At 71.1% G+C, this 21075-nt stretch carries 24 protein-coding genes; 10 read left to right on the plus strand and 14 right to left on the minus strand.

Translation table 11 applies throughout. The annotated features are described in order from the left end of the window. Positions 1–213, plus strand: a 213-nt coding sequence (locus tag ACFUJR_RS31325) for a hypothetical protein (RefSeq protein ID WP_383180113.1), incomplete at its 5' end; no start/stop codon positions are given. A gap of 156 nt (positions 214–369) precedes the next feature. Here the strand turns inward: ACFUJR_RS31325 and ACFUJR_RS31330 are convergent. Continuing rightward, positions 370–1011, minus strand: coding sequence for a DNA-3-methyladenine glycosylase (locus tag ACFUJR_RS31330; RefSeq protein WP_383180110.1), 642 nt, complete (start codon positions 1009–1011; stop codon positions 370–372). Between the two features lie 105 nt (positions 1012–1116). On the opposite strand from ACFUJR_RS31330, the gene ACFUJR_RS31335 reads away from it, so the two are divergent. From ACFUJR_RS31335 to ACFUJR_RS31345, 3 genes are all read left to right on the plus strand, one after another. Continuing rightward, the gene (locus tag ACFUJR_RS31335; protein ID WP_383180107.1) at positions 1117–1899 is read left to right on the plus strand and encodes a sporulation protein; all 783 of its coding nucleotides are present in this window, start codon (positions 1117–1119) and stop codon (positions 1897–1899) included. A gap of 42 nt (positions 1900–1941) precedes the next feature. Beyond that, positions 1942–2481 (plus strand): YbhB/YbcL family Raf kinase inhibitor-like protein, encoded by a 540-nt coding sequence (locus ACFUJR_RS31340; RefSeq protein ID WP_383180104.1) that lies wholly within the window; start codon positions 1942–1944, stop codon positions 2479–2481. Between the two features lie 161 nt (positions 2482–2642). After that, positions 2643–3149, plus strand: a complete 507-nt coding sequence (locus tag ACFUJR_RS31345) for an HNH endonuclease (protein WP_383180101.1) — start codon at positions 2643–2645, stop codon at positions 3147–3149. Positions 3150–3206: 57 nt separating this feature from the next. Here ACFUJR_RS31345 and ACFUJR_RS31350 read toward each other — a convergent pair whose 3' ends face one another. The 4 genes from ACFUJR_RS31350 to ACFUJR_RS31365 all read right to left on the minus strand — a co-directional run bounded on the left by ACFUJR_RS31350 (position 3207) and on the right by ACFUJR_RS31365 (position 6456). Continuing rightward, positions 3207–3980, minus strand: a complete 774-nt coding sequence (locus ACFUJR_RS31350) for a sulfite exporter TauE/SafE family protein (protein ID WP_383180098.1) — start codon at positions 3978–3980, stop codon at positions 3207–3209. A gap of 90 nt (positions 3981–4070) precedes the next feature. Then, positions 4071–5030, minus strand: coding sequence for an SPFH domain-containing protein (locus ACFUJR_RS31355; protein ID WP_383180095.1), 960 nt, complete (start codon positions 5028–5030; stop codon positions 4071–4073). A 115-nt stretch (positions 5031–5145) separates the two neighbouring features. Beyond that, positions 5146–5574, minus strand: a complete 429-nt coding sequence (locus tag ACFUJR_RS31360; protein WP_383180092.1) for an NfeD family protein — start codon at positions 5572–5574, stop codon at positions 5146–5148. Between the two features lie 90 nt (positions 5575–5664). Then, entirely contained in the window at positions 5665–6456 is a 792-nt protein-coding gene (locus ACFUJR_RS31365) for an ABC transporter ATP-binding protein (RefSeq protein WP_383180089.1), read from the minus strand. A gap of 152 nt (positions 6457–6608) precedes the next feature. On the opposite strand from ACFUJR_RS31365, the gene ACFUJR_RS31370 reads away from it, so the two are divergent. After that, on the plus strand, positions 6609–7394 hold the full coding sequence (locus tag ACFUJR_RS31370; RefSeq protein WP_383180086.1) for a hypothetical protein: 786 nt from the start codon (positions 6609–6611) through the stop codon (positions 7392–7394). Positions 7395–7702: 308 nt separating this feature from the next. Here ACFUJR_RS31370 and ACFUJR_RS31375 read toward each other — a convergent pair whose 3' ends face one another. From ACFUJR_RS31375 to ACFUJR_RS31385, 3 genes are all read right to left on the minus strand, one after another. Beyond that, positions 7703–7945, minus strand: a complete 243-nt coding sequence (locus ACFUJR_RS31375) for a chaplin (protein ID WP_383179181.1) — start codon at positions 7943–7945, stop codon at positions 7703–7705. 147 nt (positions 7946–8092) lie between these two features. Continuing rightward, positions 8093–8737: a response regulator gene (locus ACFUJR_RS31380; protein WP_383179184.1), complete on the minus strand. Its 645-nt coding sequence runs from the start codon at positions 8735–8737 to the stop codon at positions 8093–8095. Further along, the gene (locus ACFUJR_RS31385; RefSeq protein WP_383179187.1) at positions 8730–9899 is read right to left on the minus strand and encodes a GAF domain-containing protein; all 1170 of its coding nucleotides are present in this window, start codon (positions 9897–9899) and stop codon (positions 8730–8732) included. The genes ACFUJR_RS31380 and ACFUJR_RS31385 overlap by 8 nt, the downstream gene beginning before the upstream one ends. A 171-nt stretch (positions 9900–10070) precedes the next feature. On the opposite strand from ACFUJR_RS31385, the gene ACFUJR_RS31390 reads away from it, so the two are divergent. From ACFUJR_RS31390 to ACFUJR_RS31400, 3 genes are all read left to right on the plus strand, one after another. After that, positions 10071–10775 carry an SDR family NAD(P)-dependent oxidoreductase gene (locus ACFUJR_RS31390; RefSeq protein ID WP_383179190.1) on the plus strand — a complete coding sequence of 235 codons (705 nt, stop codon included), beginning with the start codon at positions 10071–10073 and terminating at the stop codon, positions 10773–10775. Next, positions 10772–11845: an S-adenosylmethionine:tRNA ribosyltransferase-isomerase gene (locus tag ACFUJR_RS31395; RefSeq protein ID WP_383179193.1), complete on the plus strand. Its 1074-nt coding sequence runs from the start codon at positions 10772–10774 to the stop codon at positions 11843–11845. The genes ACFUJR_RS31390 and ACFUJR_RS31395 overlap by 4 nt, the downstream gene beginning before the upstream one ends. A 303-nt stretch (positions 11846–12148) precedes the next feature. Then, positions 12149–12898, plus strand: a complete 750-nt coding sequence (locus tag ACFUJR_RS31400; RefSeq protein ID WP_383179196.1) for a transglycosylase SLT domain-containing protein — start codon at positions 12149–12151, stop codon at positions 12896–12898. A gap of 90 nt (positions 12899–12988) precedes the next feature. Here ACFUJR_RS31400 and ACFUJR_RS31405 read toward each other — a convergent pair whose 3' ends face one another. Beyond that, complete coding sequence (locus tag ACFUJR_RS31405) at positions 12989–15565, minus strand: FHA domain-containing protein (protein WP_383179199.1); 2577 nt, start codon at positions 15563–15565, stop codon at positions 12989–12991. Between the two features lie 396 nt (positions 15566–15961). Here ACFUJR_RS31405 and serB point away from each other — a divergent pair, with 396 nt between their 5' ends. Further along, entirely contained in the window at positions 15962–17176 is a 1215-nt protein-coding gene (gene serB, locus ACFUJR_RS31410; protein ID WP_383179202.1) for a phosphoserine phosphatase SerB, read from the plus strand. 90 nt (positions 17177–17266) lie between these two features. On the opposite strand, the gene ACFUJR_RS31415 is transcribed toward serB, so the two are convergent. The 4 genes from ACFUJR_RS31415 to ACFUJR_RS31430 form a co-directional block, all read right to left on the minus strand. Further along, positions 17267–17818 (minus strand): SixA phosphatase family protein, encoded by a 552-nt coding sequence (locus ACFUJR_RS31415; RefSeq protein WP_383450967.1) that lies wholly within the window; start codon positions 17816–17818, stop codon positions 17267–17269. Between the two features lie 67 nt (positions 17819–17885). Further along, a complete protein-coding gene (locus tag ACFUJR_RS31420; protein ID WP_383181442.1) occupies positions 17886–18092 on the minus strand; it encodes a hypothetical protein in 207 nt (68 codons plus the stop codon). 158 nt (positions 18093–18250) lie between these two features. Then, entirely contained in the window at positions 18251–18367 is a 117-nt protein-coding gene (locus ACFUJR_RS31425; RefSeq protein WP_383181439.1) for an SGM_5486 family transporter-associated protein, read from the minus strand. Between the two features lie 17 nt (positions 18368–18384). After that, positions 18385–19812, minus strand: coding sequence for a CynX/NimT family MFS transporter (locus tag ACFUJR_RS31430; protein ID WP_383181437.1), 1428 nt, complete (start codon positions 19810–19812; stop codon positions 18385–18387). 75 nt (positions 19813–19887) lie between these two features. Here ACFUJR_RS31430 and ACFUJR_RS31435 point away from each other — a divergent pair, with 75 nt between their 5' ends. After that, positions 19888–20592: a FadR/GntR family transcriptional regulator gene (locus ACFUJR_RS31435; protein WP_383181445.1), complete on the plus strand. Its 705-nt coding sequence runs from the start codon at positions 19888–19890 to the stop codon at positions 20590–20592. On the opposite strand, the gene ACFUJR_RS31440 is transcribed toward ACFUJR_RS31435, so the two are convergent. Beyond that, positions 20537–20941 (minus strand): hypothetical protein, encoded by a 405-nt coding sequence (locus tag ACFUJR_RS31440; protein ID WP_383181434.1) that lies wholly within the window; start codon positions 20939–20941, stop codon positions 20537–20539. The genes ACFUJR_RS31435 and ACFUJR_RS31440 overlap by 56 nt on opposite strands. Between the last annotated feature and the right edge of the window lie 134 nt (positions 20942–21075).

A 21075-nucleotide genomic window follows, 5' to 3' on the forward strand; every position in this document is an offset into this window, starting at 1 on the left:
TGGCACGCTGTTGAGTTCTCAAGGAACGGACGCTTCCTTTGTACTCACCCTCTCGGGCTTTCCTCCGGGCTTCCCTTCGGTCTTTCGTGTTTCCAACCTTACCAGATCCTTTTCCGTTCCGTTTCCGGTTCGGATTTTCTTTCCGGTGGCCTGTTGGCTGCCTTGCCTTTCGGCGTGGTCACTACTTTAGCTGAATTCCCCGGTGACTCATAATCGAGCCATTCGGACCAGTTTTCGGCATGCCGAAAACCGCACCCGTGGGGGTTCGTCGTAGGTAGTGGATGGCCGCTCCGGGGTGCTTGTACAAGCACGTCCCGTTTCAAGCGGCTCGCCTACGTTAGGCGTCCGCAGCACCCGAGTCAAGTCGAGTCAAGAGGACCTCTTGCGTGGCGTGTGGGCGCGGTACGGGCTCACCGTCGGGTCGTCGTCGATCCAGAAGCGCCACGGGTGCGGGGCTCCTTCCCCGCCCACTCCCGTGCGCGGACCGTTCCGTACCTGGTCGGAGGCGGGCGGTGTGCCGGTGAGGAGGGAAAGCGGGGCGTCGGGGCCCACACAGACGTCGGTGCCGTTCAGGGAGAGGGCGACATCGAGGGCGGTGGCCAGGCGGGCCGGGCCTTTGGCCAGTTCTCTGTCGTATCGGGCCGAGAGCCGGCGTTTGCGGGCCTGCTCCTCGCCGAGGAGGATCCGGCCCGCCCTCAGTAGTACTCCGCTCGCGTGGCCCTCGGGGCCGCACACCAGGTTGAGGCAGTGCCACATGCCGTAGGTGAAGTAGACGTACGCGTGTCCGGGCGGGCCGAACATCACCGCGTTGCGGGCGGTGCGGCCGCGGAAGGCGTGGGAGCCGGGGTCGATCGCGCCGGCGTACGCCTCCACCTCCGTGAGGCGGAGCTCGATGGTGCCCTCGCCCGACCTCCGTACGAGAGTGCGGCCGAGCAGATCGGGGGCGACCTCCAGTACGGGGCGGTCGAAGAAGTCCCGCGGGAGCGGCGTACGGTCGGGGCTCTCGCTCATGGCGTCCGAGCGTACTGGTGTTGCCCCGGGAGGCACGGGGGAACCGGCTACGGTCGTCGCGCGTATGTAGAGGTCAAGACCAAGCAGGTCCAAGAGGGAGTGTTCATGGGATTCAAGAAGCTGCTCGCGAGCCTGGGCGCCGGTGGCGCTTCGGTGGAGACGGTCCTCACCGAGGAGAACGTCGTACCCGGTGGCGTCGTCCAGGGCGAGGTGCGGATCCAGGGCGGGTCGGTCGACCAGCAGATCGAGGGGCTCTCGGTCGGACTCCAGGCGCGTGTCGAGGTCGAGGGCGCGGACCAGGAGACGAAGCAGGACATCGAGTTCGTGAAGGTCCGGCTCGGGGGCGCGTTCACGGTGCAGGCGGGTGCGGTGCACGTGGTGCCGTTCGGTCTGGAGATCCCGTGGGAGACGCCGGTCACCGCGATCGCGGGGCAGCAGCTGCGTGGCATGAACATCGGTGTGACCACCGAGCTGGAGATCGCCCGCGCGGTGGACTCCGGTGACCTGGACCCGATCAACGTCCACCCGCTGCCGGCGCAGCAGGCCATCCTGGACGCCTTCATCCAGCTGGGCTTCCGCTTCAAGAGCGCGGACATGGAGCGGGGTCACATCCGCGGGACCCGGCAGAAGCTGCCGTTCTACCAGGAGATCGAGTTCTTCCCGCCGCAGCAGTACCGCGGTCTCAACCAGGTCGAGGTCAGCTTCGTGGCGGACGACCGCGAGATGGACGTCGTCCTGGAGATGGACAAGAAGCCGGGGCTCTTCAGCGAGGGCAGCGACTCGTTCCGTTCCTTCAAGGTGGGGCTGAACGACTTCCACTCGACCGACTGGACCGCTTACCTCAACCAGTGGCTCGCCGACGTCGGTGGGAAGCGCAACTGGCTCTAGGCTCACCCCCGTACAGCAGGTCAGCGATACGGAGGTACGGACGTGGCCGAGGGGAAGAGGGCGCCGCTCCCTCACGATTTCCATCCGCCGGTGCCGGCGTTCACCGTGGTGAGCGACGACATCACGCCGGGCGGTGTGCTGAAGGACGCGCAGGTGTACGCGAAGGGGAACACCTCTCCGCAGCTGCGCTGGGAGGGTTTCCCGGCGGAGACGAAGAGCTTCGCCGTCACCTGCTTCGATCCGGACGCACCGACGGGCAGCGGTTTCTGGCACTGGGTGCTGTTCGACATCCCGGCGTCGGTCACCGAGCTGCCGGCGGGCGCGGGTTCGGGGTCGTTCGAGGGGCTTCCGGCCGGTGCCGTGCAGGTCCGTAACGACTACGGGTCCCGGGACTTCGGCGGTGCCGCTCCCCCGGCCGGTGACGGTTCGCACCGTTATGTCTTCACCGTCTACGCCGTGGACGAGGAGAGGCTCGGTCCGGACGCCGACGCATCGCCCGCGGTGGTCGGGTTCAACCTGCGTTTCCACACGCTGGCGCGCGCGCACTTGGTGGGCGAGTACGAGGTCCCCGCCCACAGCTGAGCGTTCGTTTGTTGTTTGCCCGCTTCTGGTCTTGGAGAGATCAGAAGCGGGCATCTTTCGTTGCGCGGATATTCCGTTGTCCAACCCGGCGCGCCCGGCCAGAGTTGATCCAAGCCCGGGGCCCCGCGGCGGGGCTGGCCGGCACACGGGAGGTGGGCACAATGCGGGACACGCTGGTACTGAACGCGAGCTTCGAGCCGCTGTCGACGGTCACACTCAACCGTGCGGTGGTGCTTGTCCTCCAGGACAAGGCCGTCGTGGAGCAGGAGCATCCCGAGCTGCGTATGCGTGCCGCCGCCGTCGACATTCCGGTGCCCCGCGTGATCAGACTGTGCCGTTTCGTACGGGTGCCGTTCCGAAGACAGGCGCCGTGGTCGAGGCGGGGCGTGCTGGTCAGGGACCAGCATCGGTGCGCGTACTGCGGGCGGCGGGCGACGACCGTGGACCATGTGGTGCCGCGGGCGCAGGGTGGTGGGGACAGCTGGCTGAACACGGTGGCGTCCTGCGCCGAGGACAATCACCTTAAGGCGGACCGGACTCCGGAGCAGGCGGGGATGCCGTTGCTGCACGAGCCGTTCGTCCCGACGCCGGCGGACGCGATGCTGCTGGCGATGCGGGCCGGTGAGCGGTCGGAGTTGCCGCAGTGGCTGGCCGGTACGGCGGCGTGATCCGGATCCGTACGTGTGCGGGCCCGCTCCCCTCTCCGGGAGCGGCCCCGCTTCGGTTCAGCGGAGCAGCAGCTGGACGATGGCCACCGTGCCGACGGCGACGATGACGCCCCTCAGGACTGTGGGCGGCAGACGGCGGCCGACCTTGGCGCCGATCTGGCCGCCGATGGCGGAACCGGCGGCGATGAGCAGAACGGCGGTCCAGTCGAAGTCGGCGACGAAGAGGAAGAAGAGCGCGGCGATGCTGTTGACGATCGCGGCGAGGACGTTCTTGACGGCGTTGAGTCGCTGGAGGGTGTCCGCGATGAGCATGCCCATGAGGGAGAGGTAGATGATCCCCTGGGCCGCGGTGAAGTAGCCGCCGTAGACGCTGGCGAGGAGCAGGCCGGTGAGCAGGAGCGGGCCGCCGTCGGGGTCCCCCTGGCTGCCGTGGCGTTCGCGGCGGGCCTGTACGGCCTTGGAGATCCGGGGCTGGAGGATGACCAGGACCAGTGCGAGGGCGACGAGGACGGGCACGATGGTCTCGAACGCCCGGGCAGGGAGCGTCAGCAGGAGGACGGCTCCGCCGAGTCCGCCGATCGCGGCGACGCTGCCGAGGCGCAGGACTCGGCGGCGCTGGCCCTTGAGTTCCTCGCGGTAGCCGATGGCCCCGCTGATGGACCCGGGGATGAGGCCGAGGGCGTTGGAGACGGTGGCCGTGACCGGCGGCAGGCCGGTCAGGAGGAGGACGGGGAACGTGATGAGCGTTCCCGATCCGACGATGGTGTTGATGGTGCCGGCTCCGACGCCGGCCGCGAAGACCGCCAGTACTTCCCAGATGGACAATGCCATCTCCTCACAGGATCAGTGGCTCGCCTCCCCGCCCTGACGTCCGTCGGGGTCGAGGGGCTCGCACCGATCATGCACGACTACGTGTACGCGTCAGTCGAGCGGGGGCGCTTCGCGGCGCTCGGAGTCGTTGCCCGTACGGCTGTTGGGGACCGCGCCGGTGTTGAAGCCGGGGGTGCCGCCGCCGAGGTTGCCGAAGGCGCCGGAGAGGCCCTTGAGGGCGTCGCCGATCTCGCTGGGCACGATCCAGAGCTTGTTGGCATCGCCCTCGGCGATCTTCGGGAGCATCTGGAGGTACTGGTACGAGAGGAGCTTCTGGTCCGGGTCGCCGGCGTGGATGGCCTCGAAGACCGTACGGACGGCCTGGGCCTCGCCCTCGGCGCGGAGGGCGGCGGCCTTGGCCTCACCCTCGGCGCGGAGGATCGCGGACTGCTTCTCGCCCTCGGCGGTGAGGATCTGGGACTGGCGGATGCCCTCGGCGGTGAGGATCGCGGCGCGCTTGTCGCGGTCGGCGCGCATCTGCTTCTCCATCGAGTCCTGGATGGAGGTCGGCGGCTCGATCGCCTTGAGTTCGACGCGGTTGACGCGGATGCCCCACTTGCCGGTGGCCTCGTCGAGGACGCCGCGCAGGGCGGCGTTGATCTCCTCGCGGGAGGTGAGCGTCCGCTCCAGGTCCATGCCACCGATGATGTTGCGCAGGGTGGTGACGGTGAGCTGTTCGATCGCCTGGATGTAGCTGGCGACCTCGTAGGTCGCGGCCCGGGCGTCGGTCACCTGGTAGTAGATGACGGTGTCGATGTTGACGACCAGGTTGTCCTGGGTGATCACGGGCTGGGGCGGGAACGGGACGACCTGCTCGCGGAGGTCGATCCGGTTGCGGATCGAGTCGATGAACGGGACGACGATGTTCAGTCCCGCGTTGAGCGTGCGGGTGTAGCGGCCGAACCGCTCGACGATCGCGGCGCTCGCCTGCGGGATGACCTGGATCGTCTTGATCAGGGCGATGAAGACAAGCACCACCAGAATGATCAGGACGATGATGACTGCTGACATCGTGTTCCCTGTGCCCTTCGCTGCCGGTTCTCTGCCGGATGTGCCGGATTGATTCCGATGATCGAGTTTCCCAGAACGCACGCCGTCGTGTGGGGCGTTCGGTCAAGCGGTCCGGTCACATGACCACGGCGGTGGCCCCGTCGATCTCGACCACGTCGACCCGGGCGCCGGGTTCGAAACTCAGTCCGGAGTCGAGCGCGCGGGCGGACCAGACCTCGCCGGCCAGCTTGATGCGACCGCCGGCGCCGTCGACCCGTTCCAGGACGACGGCTTGACGGCCTTTCAGCGCGTCGATGCCCGTGGCGTGCTGGGGCGGTCCGTTGCGGTGCCGGGCCGCGATGGGGCGGACCACCGCGAGCAGCGCGACGGAGACGACGACGAAGACGACCACCTGCGCGACGATGCCGAAGCCGAGAGCCGCGGTGACGGCTCCGGCGATCGCGCCGACGGAGAACATGCCGAATTCGGGCATCGCGGTGAGGACGAGCGGAATGCCCAGTCCCACGGCGCCGATCAGCCACCAGACCCATGCGTCGATGTCCACATGGTCATGGTAGGGCCGTGGGGTGGAGTCGGACAGGGCGCGGTGCTGTGCGGTCGCGGCGCCCCGGTGCGGACTCCCTTGCGCGTCCTGCTACTTCAGCGGGAGGCCCTGGGCGGTGTAGCGGTCGCCGACATGCTCGACGACGAGCGGGAGGCCGAAGCAGAGGGAGAGGTTGCGAGAGGTGAGCTCGGTCTCCATCGGGCCGGCGGCGAGGACCTTGCCCTGACGGATCATCAGGACGTGGGTGAAGCCGGGGGCGATCTCCTCGACATGGTGGGTGACCATGATCATGGAGGGGGCGTACGGGTCGCGGGCGAGGCGGCCGAGACGGCGGACGAGGTCTTCGCGGCCGCCGAGGTCGAGACCGGCGGCGGGCTCGTCGAGCAGGAGGAGCTCGGGGTCGGTCATCATCGCGCGGGCGATGAGGGTGCGCTTGCGCTCGCCCTCGGAGAGGGTGCCGAACCTGCGGTCGAGGTACTCGGTCATGCCGAGCCGGTCCAGGAAGGCGCGGGCGCGCTGCTCGTCGACGGCGTCGTAGTCCTCGTGCCAGGTGGCGGTCATGCCGTACGCGGCGGTGAGGACGGTCTGGAGGACGGTCTGCTTCTTGGGGAGCTTCTCCGCCATGGCGATGCCGGCCATGCCGATGCGCGGGCGGAGGTCGAAGACGTCGACCTTGCCGAGCCGCTCGCCGAGGATCTTGGCCGAGCCGGTGGTGGGGAAGAGGTAGCTGGAGGCGATGTTGAGGAGGGTGGTCTTGCCGGCGCCGTTGGGGCCGAGGATGACCCAGCGCTCGCCCTCCTTGACCGACCAGGAGACATCGTCCACCAGAGCCCGTCCGTCGCGGACCACGGATACGTCCACCAGCTCCAGTACATCGCTCATGAGCGCGTTGTCTCCCCTTGCGGTCGAGTCGTGTCGTCGCCATGCGTCTGTGGGCGCGGCGTCCAGGGAAAACCTACGCCACTGTCGGAGCGGGCCGGTCCTTAGGTCCGGTACTTCCCTTCTCGGGTGCGGGCAGTCCCTACGCTGTGGGCATGCTTTCGGAACCACGCTCAGGACGACTGGCCGCCTGGGGCAATGCCCTGCTGGCCGGTTCGGTGTCGCCGGACGACGCGGCGCTGGCCATTGTCGGGGAGGACGCGGTGCACCGCGTCGAGGGGCTGCCGGGCGAGGCGGGGCAGGTCGGTCTGACCCTGGCGCTCGGCCGGCTGAGGCGGCTCGGGGTGACCGGGTGGCGGGTGGCGCTGCCCACGCCGGGGCATCCGCTGGGGCTGAGCGGGCCGCCGGACTTCAACGCGCGGGCGATCGAGGCGGAGGAGGCGGTGGTCGGCTTCGGCGCTCCGTACGGTCTGGTGCCGGAGGTCGCGGAGGCGGGTCCCGTGGGTGACGTGCATGTGGAGGTGGTCTGGCGCTGCCTGTCCGTGCGGGAGGCTCCGCCCGCGGACGTGCCGTCGCTCGGTGAGGCGGAGCGGGAGCTGGCGGAGGCGCTGCGCGAGGCGACGTCGGTACTGACGCGGCTGGACGTGGCGGCCTCGGGCCCGATGGCGGACGCGGCGCGCGAGGCGTACCGGGCCCGGGCGGAGGCGGGCCGCGAGGTGCTGGCTCCGGGGTATCCGGCGCGGGCGGTACGGGTGCTGGAGCTGGCTCAGCGGGTGGGCCTCATGATCGACCTGGCGTACGACCACGGCCACGGCGGCGCGGTGAGCGCCTCGGAGATGGCGGCGCGGGGGGCGGCGCTGCGGCCGGTGGAACGGGTGGCCCGACGAGCACAGGTGGCGGCCTACAACGCCTACGTGGAGGAACGGGAGCGCGAGCGCTGACCCCGTCCAGGGCCCGGGACCGCCACCCACGACCGGCGGACAAATCCGCCGCAGCGAGGCGAAGCCCACGAGGCGCCCCGGCGCCGAGCGGCGCGAGCCACGCGTCGAGGACCGGGCCGGCGGCGCGGGGGGCGGCGCTGCGGCCGGTGGAACGGGTGGTGGCCTTCAACGCGGCCCGGGGACGCTGACCCCGGGCCCGGAGGTCGATCACCGCGCCCGGCCGCAGTGGCGCGGGCCGGGCGCCGGGAGCGCTGACATGGCGAAGCCCGGCTCCCGGGGGATGGCGGGAGCCGGGCTGAGCGGGGGCGTCAGCGGTTGACGGCGCCGTTGCCGAAGGCCGGGTTCAGCAGGCCGATCACGTTGACCGTGTTGCCCGAGACGTTCACGGGGACGTGGACCGGGGCCTGCACCAGGTTGCCGGAGGCGACGCCCGGCGAGTTGAGGGCCTTGCCCTGCGCCTCGGCACCGTGGGCGGAGGCGACACCCGCACCCGCGGCGACGATGCCACCGGCGACCATGGTGAGGGCAGCGGCCTTCTTCAGGTTCTTCACTTCAGGATCCTCCTGGTTTTCGCTGCGGCCGGCCGCCGCAGCACGCCATGGAGAACGCCCCCGCCCCCGCCGGGTTGCGCCGAACGGGGGACATACACCCGACGGTATGAAGATGAGAACGGAGGTGCCCCTTCCGTCTCATCCGTCTCACGTGGTCAGGCCGTGCCGCACCGCCCACAGCGCCGCCTGCGTCCGGTCCGCCAGATCGAGCTTCATCAGGATGTTCGATACGTGCGTCTTGACCGTCTTCTCCGACAGGACGAGCGCCCGCGCGATCTCCCGGTTCGACCGGCCGTCGGCGATGAGGCCGAGCACCTCCTGCTCCCGCTCCGTCAGCGTCGACCCGCGGCCCGTCCCGCCGTGACCCTCCTCCTGGGAGAGCAGCGCCCCGGCCACCTCCGGCTGCAGCAGCACGTGGCCCGCGTGCACGGACCGGATCGCGCCCGCCAGCGCGTCCGGATCCACGTCCTTGTAGACGTAACCGGAGGCGCCGGCGCGCAGCGCGGGGACGACCGTGCGCTGCTCGGTGAAGCTGGTGACGATCAGCACCCTCGCCGGGTTCGCCAGCTCGCGCAGCTTCCGCAGCGCCTCGATACCGTCCATGCCGGGCATCTTGACGTCCATCAGGACCACGTCGGGCCGCAGCTCCTCCGCCCGGTCGACGCCCTCGGCGCCGTCGGAGGCCTCCCCCACGACCTCTATGTCGTCCTGGACCTCGAGGAAGGTCCGCAGGCCTCGCCGCACCACCTGGTGGTCGTCGACCAGCAGAACGCGAATGACCTTCTCAGCCACCGGGAACCTCCATCTCGATCGTGGTGCCCCGGCCCGGCTCCGACGTCACGGTGAGTGTGCCGCCGACCCCGCCCGCCCGGTCGCGCATGGAGACCAGGCCGAGGTGCCGGCCGGCCCGGCGGACCGTACGGGGGTCGAAGCCCTTGCCGTCGTCGGCGACCGTGAGCAGCGCGCCCTGACCGCGCCGGAAGAGGGAGACGGCGACCTGCTCCGGCTCCGCGTGCCGCAGCGCGTTGTGCAGAGCCTCCTGGGCGACCCGGAGCATGGCCTCCTCCTGGGTGGCGGGCAGCGCGCGTACGCCCGCGCTGTCGAAGGTGACGCGGGCGGTGTGGGCCCGGTCGAGCACCTGGATCTGCGTACGGAGGGTGTGGACGAGACCGTCCTCGTCGAGCGCGGCGGGGCGCAGCTCGACGACGGCGGCGCGCAGCTCGTCCGCGGCCTCGGCGGCGAGCGCGGCGACCTGCTGGAGCTCGTCCTTGGCCCGGGCCGGGTCGCGGTCGACGAGCGCCGCCGCGGCCTGGGCGGTGAGCCGGAGCGAGAAGAGCTTCTGGCTGACGGCGTCGTGCAGCTCGTGGGCGAGGCGCGAGCGCTCCTCGGCGATGGTGAGCTCGCGGCTGCGTTCGTAGAGCCTGGCGTTGGTCAGGGCGATCGCGGCGTGCTGGGCGAGGATCGAGAGCAGTTCCTCGTCCTCCTCCGTGAAACCGCAGCCTCCCCCGGACTCCGTCCGGAGGGACCCCCCCGGCCTGGGGCAGCGCTTGTTGGCGAGGAAGAGGGCTCCGATGGTCTCCTCGCCGTCCTGGATGGGCAGGCCCAGGAAGTCGGACATGTCCGGGTGGGCGGACGGCCAGCCCTCGAAGCGGGGGTCCTGGCGGACGTCGGCGAGGCGCTCGGGCTCGGCCTTGTGGAGCATCGACGCGAGGATGCCGTGCTGGCGGGGCAGCGGGCCGATCGCCCGCCACTGCTCGTCGCTGACGCCGTCCACGACGAACTGGGCGAAGCCGCCGTGGTCGTCCGGGACGCCCAGCGCCGCGTACTCGGCGTCGAGCAGCTCACGGGCGGAGGCCACGATCGTCTTGAGGACGTCGCGCACCTCCAGGTGGCGGCTCATCGCCAGGAGTGCGGTGCTCACGGCGGCGAGGCCGGAGCTCGGTCGGTGACTCATGAACTCACCGTACCGGTGGGCTGTGACCGTGCGTATCCGTCCGGGGACGGCGGTCGCCTAGGCCCCGGGGACTAGGCCGAAGTGCCTTGGGCGGTCGGGGCTCGGGGACGAGGCGGCGGTCGGCACGGCGGCCGGAGGCTGGATCCATCGCTACGAGAGGGGATGGACGTCATGGCTGTCGCGGTGATCACGGGGGCGTCGAAGGGGCTGGGGCGTGCGCTGGCCGGCGCGCTCGCGGTGCGGGGCTGGGATCTGGTGCTCGACGCGCGGACGCCGGAGGTGCTGGAGGAGAGCGCGAGGGCGGCACGCGCGCGCGGGGCGCGGGTCGTGGCGGTCGCCGGGGACGTGACGGACCCGGCCCACCGCCGGGAGCTGGTGGCGGCCGCGAGGGAGTTCGGGGGGCTTGACCTGCTGGTGCACAACGCGAGCGCGCTGGGGGCCGAGCCGCTGGTGCGCCTTGCGGAGCTGTCGCCGGACGGTCTGCGGACGGCGCTGGAGACGAACGTGGTGGCCGCGCTGGGTCTCGTACAGCAGGCGCTGCCGCTGCTCAGGGAGAGCGGGGCGGGGGCGGTGGTCGCGGTGACGTCGGACGCGGCGGTGGAGGCGTACGGGACGTGGGGCGGTTACGGGGCGTCGAAGGCGGCCCTCGACCGGCTGATGGCCGTGCTGGCCGTCGAGGAGCCGGGGCTGGGGGTGTGGGCGGTGGATCCGGGTGATATGGCCACGGATCTGTACGCGGCGGCCGTCCCGGACGACGACGATCCGCGTCCGGCGCCGGAGTCGGCGGTGCCGGGGTTCCTCGCGCTGCTCGACCTCAGGCCGCCGAGCGGGCGGTACACGGCCGCGGGACTCGTCGGGGCGGAGGGGGTCCGATGAGCGTGCTGGAGGCCCTCCGGGTGCCTGAGGAGCTGTCGGCGCGGGTCCCGGCCGAGCAGCGGGCGCCTGGGCGGGGACGGGACGACGTACGGCTGATGGTGTCGTACGGCGCGGAGGTGTCGCACCACGCGTTCCGGGAGCTGCCGGGCCTGCTGAGGGCCGGGGACGTGCTGGTCGTGAACACGAGCGCGACGCTGGCGGCCGCCGTCACCGGGCGGCTGTGTGCCGACGGCGGAGGCGAGCGGGTCGTCGTCCACTTCTCGACGCGTGGGGCGGACGGCCGCTGGGGCGTCGAGGTGCGGGAGCCGGACGGCCGGGGCAGCACCCGGCCGCGGCCTGGCGGACCGGCGGGGACGGTGGTCCGGCTGCCGGGAGGGGCCCGGCTCGTCCTGACCGATCCGCTGGCCCCCGGGGCGGCACGGCTGTGGTGGGCGAGGGCGGACGCGCCCGTGCCCGCCCTGCTGGCGCGGTACGGGCGCCCGATCCGGTACGGGTACACGGAGCGGGACCAGCCGCTCTCCGCGTACCAGACGGTCTTCTCGCTTCCCTCCCCCGACGGCGCGGGGTCGGCGGAGATGCCGAGCGCCGGCCGCCCTTTCACCGCCCCGCTGGTGGCGGAGCTGGTGAGCCGGGGGATCCGGTTCGCACCGCTCACCCTTCATACGGGGGTGGCGTCGGCGGAGGCGCACGAGCCGCCCTACCCGGAGCGCTTCGAGGTGCCGGGGACGACGGCGCGGCTGGTGAACGCGGCGAGGGCGGGCGGAGGCCGGGTCGTCGCCGTGGGGACGACGGCCGTACGGGCACTGGAGTCGGCCGCGGCCGACGGGGGTGAGGTGCGGGCGGCGTCCGGGTGGACGGATCTCGTGGTGACCCCGGCGCGCGGGGTGCGCGTGGTGGATGGGTTGCTGACCGGGCTGCACGAGCCCCGGGCCTCTCATCTGCTGATGCTGGAGGCGATCGCCGGAGAGGCCGCACTGCACCGGGCCTACACCGAGGCCGTACGGGAGCTCTACCTCTGGCACGAGTTCGGCGACGTCCATCTCCTACTCCCGGCGCGGGGACCTCACTGAGAGCATTGCGCGAGCAACCCCTGGTGAGGCTGTTACCTGCCCTATGTGAGCCCGCGCATAGGACGCAGGTCACTTACGAAGAGCCTTAGTGGATCCGTAATGGGGAGATGAGGACCGTATGAGCGGGTCCTATGGGGGTTTTGGCGGGCTATGCGCGGGCCCCTGATCCACTACCTGGGGTCGTACGTCACACCTTTGCCACAGGATTTTGCTGCCGCTAAGAATTGCGTTCGTCGCCGCCGAGCAGGCGCAGCGCCGCCCCGGCCTGAGCGACCCCCCAGCGATTCGAAGAGGTAGTCCCGCATGTCTAACACTCCCGGCCACTATCGCCTGAAGAAGACGCACAAGGCTTCCCTTGCAGGCGTCGCCGCCCTCGGCGCCGTCGCCCTCGGTTTCACTCTGGTCCCCGGCAACGCCGCCGCCGAGACCGAGCCCCAGGCGCTCAGCAACACCCAGCAGGTCGTCCTGGCCTACGACGCGAACAGCCCCCAGGCCAAGGCCCTGCACACGAGCCTCACCGAGCAGCAGAACGCGATCACCCTGAAGGCCAAGGCCGAGGCGGACGCGAAGGCCGCCGCGGCGGCGAAGGCGAAGGCCGCCAAGGCCGCCGCCGAGGCGAAGGCCAAGGCGGACGCCAAGGCCGCCGCCGAGGCCAAGGCCAAGGCCGAGGCGAAGAAGCGCGCCGAGGCGAAGGCGGCCGCGAGCCGTGCCGCCGCCCGCACGCCCGTCTTCGCGAACAACCTCGACGGCTGGATCCGCGAGGCGCTGTTCATCATGGACAAGCACGACATTCCGGGCAGCTACGAGGGCATCCACCGCAACATCATGCGGGAGTCCAGCGGCAACCCGCGGGCCATCAACAACTGGGACATCAACGCCATCAACGGCGTCCCCTCGAAGGGCCTGCTGCAGGTCATCTACCCGACCTTCAAGGCGTACCACATCCCCGGCACCAAGTTCGACCAGTACGACCCGGTCGCCAACATCGTCGCCGCCTGCAACTACGCGGCCGACCGCTACGGCTCCATGGACAACGTCAACAGCGCGTACTGAGCCTGTCGGAACGTCTCGAGCCTCTCCGGACATCGCGAAGGGCGGCACCCCGTGCGGGGGTGCCGCCCTTCGGCGTTCGTACGGCCGCGGTTACTTGCGCATGACCTCGGGCTCGTGGCGGCGCAGCAGGCGTGCCACGGCGAAACCGCAGACGACGCCGATGAGCACCAGGACCGTGAGGTTGAAGCCCCACTGGCCGACCGTGCTGTCCCACAGCGGGTCCAGGTTGGTGGGGTCCTTGGGGTCCCACGGCGGCATCAGGTGGGCGAGGTCGAGCGTCGAACCCGCGGCGGCGATGGCCCAGCGCGAGGGCATGAGCCAGGCGAACTGCTCCAGGCCGGGCGATCCGTACACCTGGAAGAGGATGCCGGTGAAGACGACCTGGACGATCGCGAACATCACGAGCAGCGGCATCGTCTTCTCGGCGGTCTTCACCAGCGAGGAGATGACCAGGCCGAACATCATCGAGGTGAAGCCGAGTGCGATGACCGTGACGCAGAGCTCGACGGCCGGCGGCAGGACCAGGCCCTCCTCCGGCAGCTCGCGGGTGGCGAAGCCGATGCCGCAGATGATGACGCCCTGGAGGGCGGTGATCAGGCCGAGCACGATGACCTTGGACATCAGGTACGCCGAGCGGGAGAGGCCGGTCGCCCGCTCCCGTTCGTAGATGACCCGTTCCTTGATCAGCTCACGTACGGAGTTGGCGGCGCCGCTGAAGCACATGCCGACCGCGAGGATCAGCATGATCGTGCCCGCGTCTCCGTTGAAGCGGGAGGGCGGCGTGGGCTTGCCGAGACCGAAGTCGGCGGGGATGACGACCGAGACCGCGCCGAGGACGGCCGGCAGGATCACCATCAGGCCCATGAAGCCCTTGTCGGACGCGATCACCGAGGCGTAGCGGCGGATCAGGGTCCACAGCTGGGAGCCCCAGCCCTGCGGCTTGGGCGGCCTGGCCATCGCCTGCTGCGGCATCTGGACGGGCTGGGCGGCGACGGCGTCGATGTCCGCGGCGTACATCTGGTAGTGCTGCGAGCCCTTCCAGCGGCCCGCCCAGTCGTAGTCGCGGTAGTTCTCGAAGGCGGAGAAGACGTCGGCCCAGGTGCTGTAGCCGAAGAAGTTCAGCGCCTCCTCCGGCGGGCCGAAGTAGGCCACGGAGCCGCCGGGCGCCATCACGAGCAGCTTGTCGCAGAGACCGAGCTCGGCCACCGAGTGCGTGACGACGAGGACCGTTCGGCCGTCGTCGGCGAGGCCGCGCAGCAGCTGCATGACGTCGCGGTCCATGCCCGGGTCGAGGCCGGAGGTCGGCTCGTCCAGGAAGATCAGCGACGGCTTGGTGAGGAGCTCCAGGGCGACGGAGACACGCTTGCGCTGGCCACCGGAGAGGGAGGTGACCTTCTTCTCCTTGTGGATGTCGAGCTTGAGCTCGCGCAGCACCTCGTCGATGCGGGCCTCGCGCTCGGCCGCGGCGGTGTCGCCGGGGAAGCGGAGCTTGGCCGCGTACCGCAGCGCCTTCTGGACGGTCAGCTCCTTGTGCAGGATGTCGTCCTGCGGAACGAGACCGATGCGCTGGCGCAGCTCGGCGAACTGCTTGTAGAGGCTCCGGTTGTCGTAGAGGACGTCGCCCTCGTTGGCCGGGCGGTAGCCGGTGAGCGCCTTGAGCAGCGTGGACTTACCGGAACCCGAGGGGCCGATGACGCCGATGAGCGACTTCTCGGGGACGCCGAAGCTGACGTCCTTGAGGATCTGCTTGCCGCCGTCGACCGTGACCGTGAGGTGGCGGGCCGAGAAGGAGACCTCGCCGGTGTCGACGAACTCCTCGAGCTGGCCGCCGACCATCCGGAAGGTCGAGTGACCGACACCGACGATGTCGTTGGGGCCGATGAGGACGGAGCCGCCCTTGGCGATCGGCTGACCGTTGACGTACGTGCCGTTGTGAGAGCCGAGGTCGCGGATCTCGAAGCGGCCGTCGGGCGTCGCGTGGAACTCGGCGTGGTGGCGCGAGACCTGGAGGTCGGAGACGACCAGTTCGTTCTCGAGCGCACGGCCGATGCGCATCACGTGCCCGAGGGCCAGCTGGTGGAACGTGGTGGGGCTGCGGTCGCCGTAGACCGGCGGCGCCCCCGCGGCGCCGCCTCCCTGGCCGGGCACCTTCTGCGCCAACTGCTCGACGGGGCCGCCCTGCTGGTGCGGGAGGTGCTGCTGCGGGTGGTGCCCGCCCTGCGGAGCCTGCTGCTGCCAGGCCTGCTGCGGGGTCTGGTTCTGAGCCTGCTGTGGCGGGGCCTGATGGGTCGCCCAGTCGGCCTGTGCGGCGGCCTGCTGGGCGTTCGGGGCGGCGTGCGCCGCGGCCTGCTGCGGGGCCGCGGCTCCGGCGGCGAGATTCAGCCGCGGGCCGTCGGTCGCGTTGCCGAGGTGCACCGCGGATCCGGGGGCGATCTCCATCTGGTGGATCCGCTGCCCCTGGACGAAGGTGCCGTTGGTCGAGCCGTGGTCCTCGATGACCCAACTCCGGCCGCCCCAGCTGATGGTGGCGTGTCGCCACGAGACCCTGGCGTCGTCGATCACCAGGTCGCCCTGCGGATCACGTCCTAGGGTGTACGACCTGGACGGATCGAGGGTCCAGGTCCTTCCGTTCAATTCCAGTACGAGTTCTGGCACTCCATGCCCCACTATTTGTCCCCCGATGTACCCCCGTCGCGGGAGTCTTAGGGATGGCGAACATCGGGGGGAACTATTTCAGGCCGGGCCGGTACTCCGAAAGTCGGGCCGTGTGAAGACCCCGCAGAGAGGCGTTCGGCACGCGGGGAGCGTGCCGCCGGAGTCACCGGGACGGCGGTGTGATCGTCGACGGGCCGCGCGCCTCGGTGGGACGCCGTGAGAGCAGTGGTGCGAGCGGAGGTGCGAGCCGTGGCACGAGCCGTGGTGCGAGCCGTGGCACGAGCCGTGGTGCGAGCCGTGGTGCGAGCCGTCGTAAGAGCTACCGTGGCTGGTGTGCGGCCAGCCGGGTGTCCGGTACGCGGGACGGGGTGACTGGTGGCACGCAGTGCCCGATACGGTGGAAGCACCATGAGCGCATCGCAGACCTCAGACGTTCCCACTCTTCTCGTCAAGATCTTCGGGAAGGACCGTCCCGGGATCACCGCCGGACTCTTCGACACCCTCGCCGCCTACTCCGTCGACGTCGTGGACATCGAGCAGGTCGTCTCCCGCGGCCGCCTCGTCCTGTGCGCGCTCGTCACCGAGCCGACCGTCGCCTCCCAGGGCGAGCTGCGGGCGACCGTCCACAGCTGGGCGGAGTCGCTGAAGCTGCAGGCCGAGATCATCTCCGGCACCGGTGACAACCGTCCGCGCGGCAGCGGCCGCTCGCACGTCACCGTGCTCGGGCACCCGCTGACCGCCGAGCAGACCGCCGCCATAACGGCGAGGATCGCCGGGACCGGCGGCAACATCGACCGTATCTTCCGGCTGGCGAAGTATCCGGTGACGGCCGTCGAGTTCGCCGTCTCGGGCTGCGAGACCGAGCCGCTGCGGACGGCCCTGGCCACCGAGGCACACGGGATCGGGGTGGACGTGGCCGTCGTCTCGGCCGGCCTGCACCGCCGCGCGCAGCGGCTGGTCGTCATGGACGTCGACTCCACGCTCATCCAGGACGAGGTGATCGAGCTCTTCGCGGCGCACGCGGGCTGCGAGGACAAGGTCGCCGAGGTCACCGCGGCCGCGATGCGCGGTGAGCTGGACTTCGAGCAGTCCCTCCACGCCCGCGTGGAGCTGCTGGCCGGGCTCGACGCCTCGGTGGTGGACAAGGTCCGCACCGAGGTACGGATGACCCCCGGCGCCCGCACCCTGATCCGTACACTCAAGCGGCTCGGGTACCAGGTGGGTGTGGTCTCGGGCGGGTTCACCCAGGTCACGGACGACCTCAAGGAGCGCCTTGGCCTCGACTTCGCCTCGGCCAACACGCTGGAGGTCGTGGACGGGAAGCTGACGGGACGGGTCACCGGCGAGATCGTGGACCGGGCGGGCAAGGCGCGGCTGCTGCGCCGGTTCGCGGCGGAGGCGGGTGTGCCGCTGTCCCAGACCGTGGCGATCGGTGACGGCGCCAACGACCTCGACATGCTGAACGCGGCGGGGCTCGGCGTGGCCTTCAACGCCAAGCCGGTGGTGCGCGAGGCCGCGCACACCGCCGTGAACGTCCCGTTCCTCGACACCGTCCTCTATCTCCTGGGGATCACCCGCGAGGAGGTCGAGGCGGCGGACGGCGACGAGGACGTCCTGCACTGAGCAGCTCGCGTACGGATGAGGGAAGGCCCGGCCACGAGCGGTGACCGGGCCTTCTGCCGTACGCGACGGAACGCGCGACGGGTGTACGGATCAGCTGTGCGGCGCCCAGTAGTCGAGCAGCGTGCCGACTCCGTGCTCCACGGACTTCCAGGAGCCGTCGAAGCCGACGACGGCGAAGGCGGCGGTCGGGAAGCCTCCCCGGTTCATCCGGACCGCGGCGTCGCCCTCCGCCGCACCCGCGAGGGCGTCGGAGAGCGCGTGCATCCCGGGGTTGTGGCCGATGACGAGGACGTTCCTCACCTCGTCGGAGACCTCGTTGAGCAGGGCGATCAGCTCGCCGAGCGAGGCCTCGTAGAGCCGCTCCTCGTAGACGGTCCTGGGGCGGTGCGGCAGCTCCTGCACGGCCAGTTTCCAGGTCTCGCGGGTCCTGGTGGCGGTCGAACAGAGGGCCAGATCGAAGGCGATCCCGGTATCGGCGAGCTTGCGGCCGGCCACGGGGGCGTCCGTGCGGCCGCGCTCGGCAAGCGGTCGCTCGTGGTCGGACACCTGGGGCCAGTCGGCCTTGGCATGCCTGAGCAGCACGATCCTGCGGGGTTCGGGGGGTCCGGGGGGTGTCCCCCCGGAAAACGCTGCGACGCTCATGGGCTCCAGCTTCCCATGAAACGGGCCACCGGGCGCAGGGTGTTGGGTCGCCCGCGGGCGTGGGGGGTCAGCGCGGCAGCGTCTGCTGGATCTGCTCCAGGAGACGGCCGACCGCGGGGTCGCCCTCGGCCGCGTGCGCCCCGCCCGGTCCCGTGATGAGCAGGAAGAGGGCGACGAAGGCGGCCACGGGCAGGGCGAGCGCCCACCAGGGCAGCCGGGTGCCGACGCCGCCTGCGGACGGGGACGGGGTCCGGGTGTGCGTGCGGGCCGGCATGGCCGCCTCCGTGGGGTCGGGACGACGTCCGCAGCGGTGACTGCGGCGATGTCTCCACGCTACGGAGCGCGGACCTGCGAGCCCATCAGGTGAGCCACCCACTTCACCCTGACACTCACCCCCTAGGGGATGGTGGGGTTACCCCCAGCTGACGAGGATCAGGGGGAGGCGATGGTGGCGATGACGGCGATCACGACCGAGATGGCGAGCATCGCGCCGAGCACGAGCAGGAGCTTCTTCTGGCCGTTCTGGGGGTTCGGGTCGAGCACTGGCATGCGGACAGTCTCGCATCTCAGCATTCGTCCTCGACCGTCCGGGCCCTGCCTGCGAGGATGCCGACGATCATCTGCGGGATCATCAGCCCGGCCATCAGCGCGATCGGCAGGCCCCAGCCGCCGCTGTGCTGGTAGAGGACGCCGACCAGGAGCGGGCCGGGGATGGAGATGAGGTAGCCGACGCTCTGTGCGAAGGCGGAGAGCCGTACGACGCCGGCGCCGGTGCGGGAACGCAGGCCGATCATGGTGAGCGCCAGCGGGAAGGCGCAGTTGGAGACGCCGAGGAGCAGCGCCCAGAGCCAGGCTCCGCCGGAGGGTGCGACGTAGAGGCCGCTGTAGCCGACGAGGCCGCACAGGCCCAGGGCGACGACGATCGGCCCCTGGTTCTTGAGCCGGGTCGCGAGGCCGGGAATGACGAACGCGAGCGGGACGCCCATGACCATGGTGACCGCGAGGAGCACGCCGGCGGTGCCGGCGGGGACTCCGGCGTCGCGGAAGATCTGCGGCATCCAGCCCATCGTGATGTACGCGCCGGTGGCCTGGAGGCCGAAGAAGGCTGCGAGGGCCCACGCGGTGCGGCTGCGGGTGATCCGGAGCGGGGCGGCCGCCTCGGGGGAGGTGGCGGCGCGGGAGGCGGACGGGGCGCTCGCGCTCGCGGAGGGCGTCCGGGGCGCGGACGGCGCGCTCCCGGGCTCCGACGGCGCACTCCCTGGCTCGGACAGGGCACTCCCGCTCACGGAGGGTGCGCCCCCCGGCGCCCGGTCGGCCGTCGCCCGCGTGACGCGGTCGCGTACGAGCGGGATCCAGGGCAGGACGGCGAGGGCGGCGAGGACCGCCCAGACGCCGATACCGGTACGCCAACTGCCGCCCAGCACCTCGGTCATGGGCACGGTCGCGGCGGCGGCCAGGGAGGTGCCGAGGGCGAGTGCCATGGAGTAGAGCCCGGTCATGGTGCCGACGCGGCCGGGGAAGTACCGCTTGACGATGACGGGCATCAGGACGTTGCTGACCGCGATGCCCATGAGGGCCAGGGCGCTGGCGGCGAGGAAGCCGACGGTGCCCGAGGCGAAGGGGCGGATCGCGAGGCCCGCGAAGATCGCCGCCATGCCGGCGCAGACGACGGCGGAGGGGCCGAAGCGGCGGGCCAGGCGGGGCGCGGTGATGCCGAAGATCGCGAAGCAGAGCGGGGGGACGGAGGTGAGGACGCCGGCCACGCTGCCGCTCATGTGGAGCCCGTCGCGGACCTCTTCGAGGAGCGCGCCGAGGCTGGTGATGGCGGGGCGGAGATTGAGCGCGGCGAGCACCAGGGCGACGACGACGAGCCGGGGGATCCAGACGGCCGACCGGTCCGGTGCGGGAGAATCCCCCGTGGTGGCGGCCGTGGCGGTGACGGGGGTGCGGGCCGGCGGGGCGGCGGTCTCGAGGGTCTGCGGCTCGTCATACATGGGCGTCATCATAGAATCATGGGATGATTGGTTGTCCAATCCGCAACCAGTCTCCTCCGCATGGAAAGGTGTGCCATGGCGCTCGGCTCTCCCCGGCGTTCCGGGCTCTCCGATCAGGTGATCGCCGAGCTGCGGAACCAGATCACCTCCGGCGAGTGGCCGGTCGGGTCGCGGATCCCCACCGAGCCGGAGCTGGTCGCGCAGTTGGGCGTGGCCCGCAACACCGTGCGCGAGGCCGTCCGGGCGCTCGCGCACAACGGGCTGCTCGACATCAGGCAGGGCTCGGGGACGTACGTCATCGCGACGAGCGAGCTGGCGGGCGTCATGCACCGGCGGTTCGCCGGATCGGATCCGCGCCACGTCGCGGAGCTGCGCTCGACCCTGGAGTCCTCGGCGGCCCGGCTCGCGGCGCAGCGCCGCACGGAGCGCGACCTGAAGCAGCTGGACGCGTTGCTGGCGGGCCGCGAGGAGGCGTTCACGTCGGGGGACACCGAGCGGTTCGTCCTGGCGGACGGCGCGTTCCACCACGCGGTGGTGATCGCCTCGCACAACGAGGTGCTCACCGAGCTCTACGCCGACCTCGGCCACGTCCTGCGCCAGTGGCTGCGCGACGACGTGGGCCGTGAGCTGCGGCCCGAGCACCACATGGACCACGCGCGCCTGGTGGAGGCGATCCGGGCCGGCGACGCGGACACGGCGGCGGCCGAGGCCGCCGGGTATCCGTTCATGTGCCTGAGGAACCCGGGACCTGCGGAGGGTGCTCGGCCGGCTGGTGCGTGAGCCAGGCGGAGCGCACCTCCTTCCAGCAGCGGCCGGTGAGCTCGGCGTAGGCGGTCGGGCCCACCTCGACGGGGGTGCTGTCGGTGTCCACGTCCCACCAGCGGTCGCACTCGACGTGCAGCTGGACGCGGTCGGTGGTGGGGTACGGGTTCTGGCAGTACGCGGTGACCCGGGAGCCCTCGACGACCGTCTGGCACGAGGCCCCGAAGTTCTCGGGCTCCTGCGCCACGGGCGCCGGTGGCGCCTCCGCGGGGGCGGGAGCGGCGCGGACCTCGGCGGCGACGGCGAGGCCGGCCAGGAGTGCGGCGGCCGACGCGAGAGCGGCGGCCCTGCGGTGCGGCGCGCGCATGTCCGTACCTCCTCCCCGCCGGTAACCGGATTTCACGGTCTGATCCAGTTTGGGGTGGTTCGCCCGACTTTTCGACTCGGGCGGCCGTCCTCCCGTACGACGAAGGCCGGGCGGCCCTCCCGTGGAGGGCCGCC

Source organism: Streptomyces sp. NPDC057271 (assembly GCF_042668715.1).
Lineage (GTDB): Bacteria > Actinomycetota > Actinomycetes > Streptomycetales > Streptomycetaceae > Streptomyces.

Excerpts from the sequence above, each read along its gene's own strand:
- ACFUJR_RS31330 (WP_383180110.1), bottom strand. The coding sequence starts at position 1,011 with ATGAGCGAGAGCCCCGACCGTACGCCGCTCCCGCGGGACTTCTTCGAC.
- ACFUJR_RS31420 (WP_383181442.1), bottom strand. The coding sequence starts at position 18,092 with ATGCCGGCCCGCACGCACACCCGGACCCCGTCCCCGTCCGCAGGCGGC.
- ACFUJR_RS31440 (WP_383181434.1), bottom strand. The coding sequence starts at position 20,941 with ATGCGCGCGCCGCACCGCAGGGCCGCCGCTCTCGCGTCGGCCGCCGCA.
- ACFUJR_RS31365 (WP_383180089.1), bottom strand. The coding sequence starts at position 6,456 with ATGAGCGATGTACTGGAGCTGGTGGACGTATCCGTGGTCCGCGACGGA.
- ACFUJR_RS31335 (WP_383180107.1), top strand. The coding sequence starts at position 1,117 with ATGGGATTCAAGAAGCTGCTCGCGAGCCTGGGCGCCGGTGGCGCTTCG.
- ACFUJR_RS31425 (WP_383181439.1), bottom strand. The coding sequence starts at position 18,367 with ATGCCAGTGCTCGACCCGAACCCCCAGAACGGCCAGAAGAAGCTCCTG.
- ACFUJR_RS31370 (WP_383180086.1), top strand. The coding sequence starts at position 6,609 with ATGCTTTCGGAACCACGCTCAGGACGACTGGCCGCCTGGGGCAATGCC.
- ACFUJR_RS31345 (WP_383180101.1), top strand. The coding sequence starts at position 2,643 with ATGCGGGACACGCTGGTACTGAACGCGAGCTTCGAGCCGCTGTCGACG.
- serB (WP_383179202.1), top strand. The coding sequence starts at position 15,962 with ATGAGCGCATCGCAGACCTCAGACGTTCCCACTCTTCTCGTCAAGATC.
- ACFUJR_RS31350 (WP_383180098.1), bottom strand. The coding sequence starts at position 3,980 with ATGGCATTGTCCATCTGGGAAGTACTGGCGGTCTTCGCGGCCGGCGTC.
- ACFUJR_RS31400 (WP_383179196.1), top strand. The coding sequence starts at position 12,149 with ATGTCTAACACTCCCGGCCACTATCGCCTGAAGAAGACGCACAAGGCT.
- ACFUJR_RS31395 (WP_383179193.1), top strand. The coding sequence starts at position 10,772 with ATGAGCGTGCTGGAGGCCCTCCGGGTGCCTGAGGAGCTGTCGGCGCGG.
- ACFUJR_RS31355 (WP_383180095.1), bottom strand. The coding sequence starts at position 5,030 with ATGTCAGCAGTCATCATCGTCCTGATCATTCTGGTGGTGCTTGTCTTC.
- ACFUJR_RS31415 (WP_383450967.1), bottom strand. The coding sequence starts at position 17,818 with ATGAGCGTCGCAGCGTTTTCCGGGGGGACACCCCCCGGACCCCCCGAA.
- ACFUJR_RS31430 (WP_383181437.1), bottom strand. The coding sequence starts at position 19,812 with ATGTATGACGAGCCGCAGACCCTCGAGACCGCCGCCCCGCCGGCCCGC.
- ACFUJR_RS31390 (WP_383179190.1), top strand. The coding sequence starts at position 10,071 with ATGGCTGTCGCGGTGATCACGGGGGCGTCGAAGGGGCTGGGGCGTGCG.
- ACFUJR_RS31385 (WP_383179187.1), bottom strand. The coding sequence starts at position 9,899 with ATGAGTCACCGACCGAGCTCCGGCCTCGCCGCCGTGAGCACCGCACTC.
- ACFUJR_RS31435 (WP_383181445.1), top strand. The coding sequence starts at position 19,888 with ATGGCGCTCGGCTCTCCCCGGCGTTCCGGGCTCTCCGATCAGGTGATC.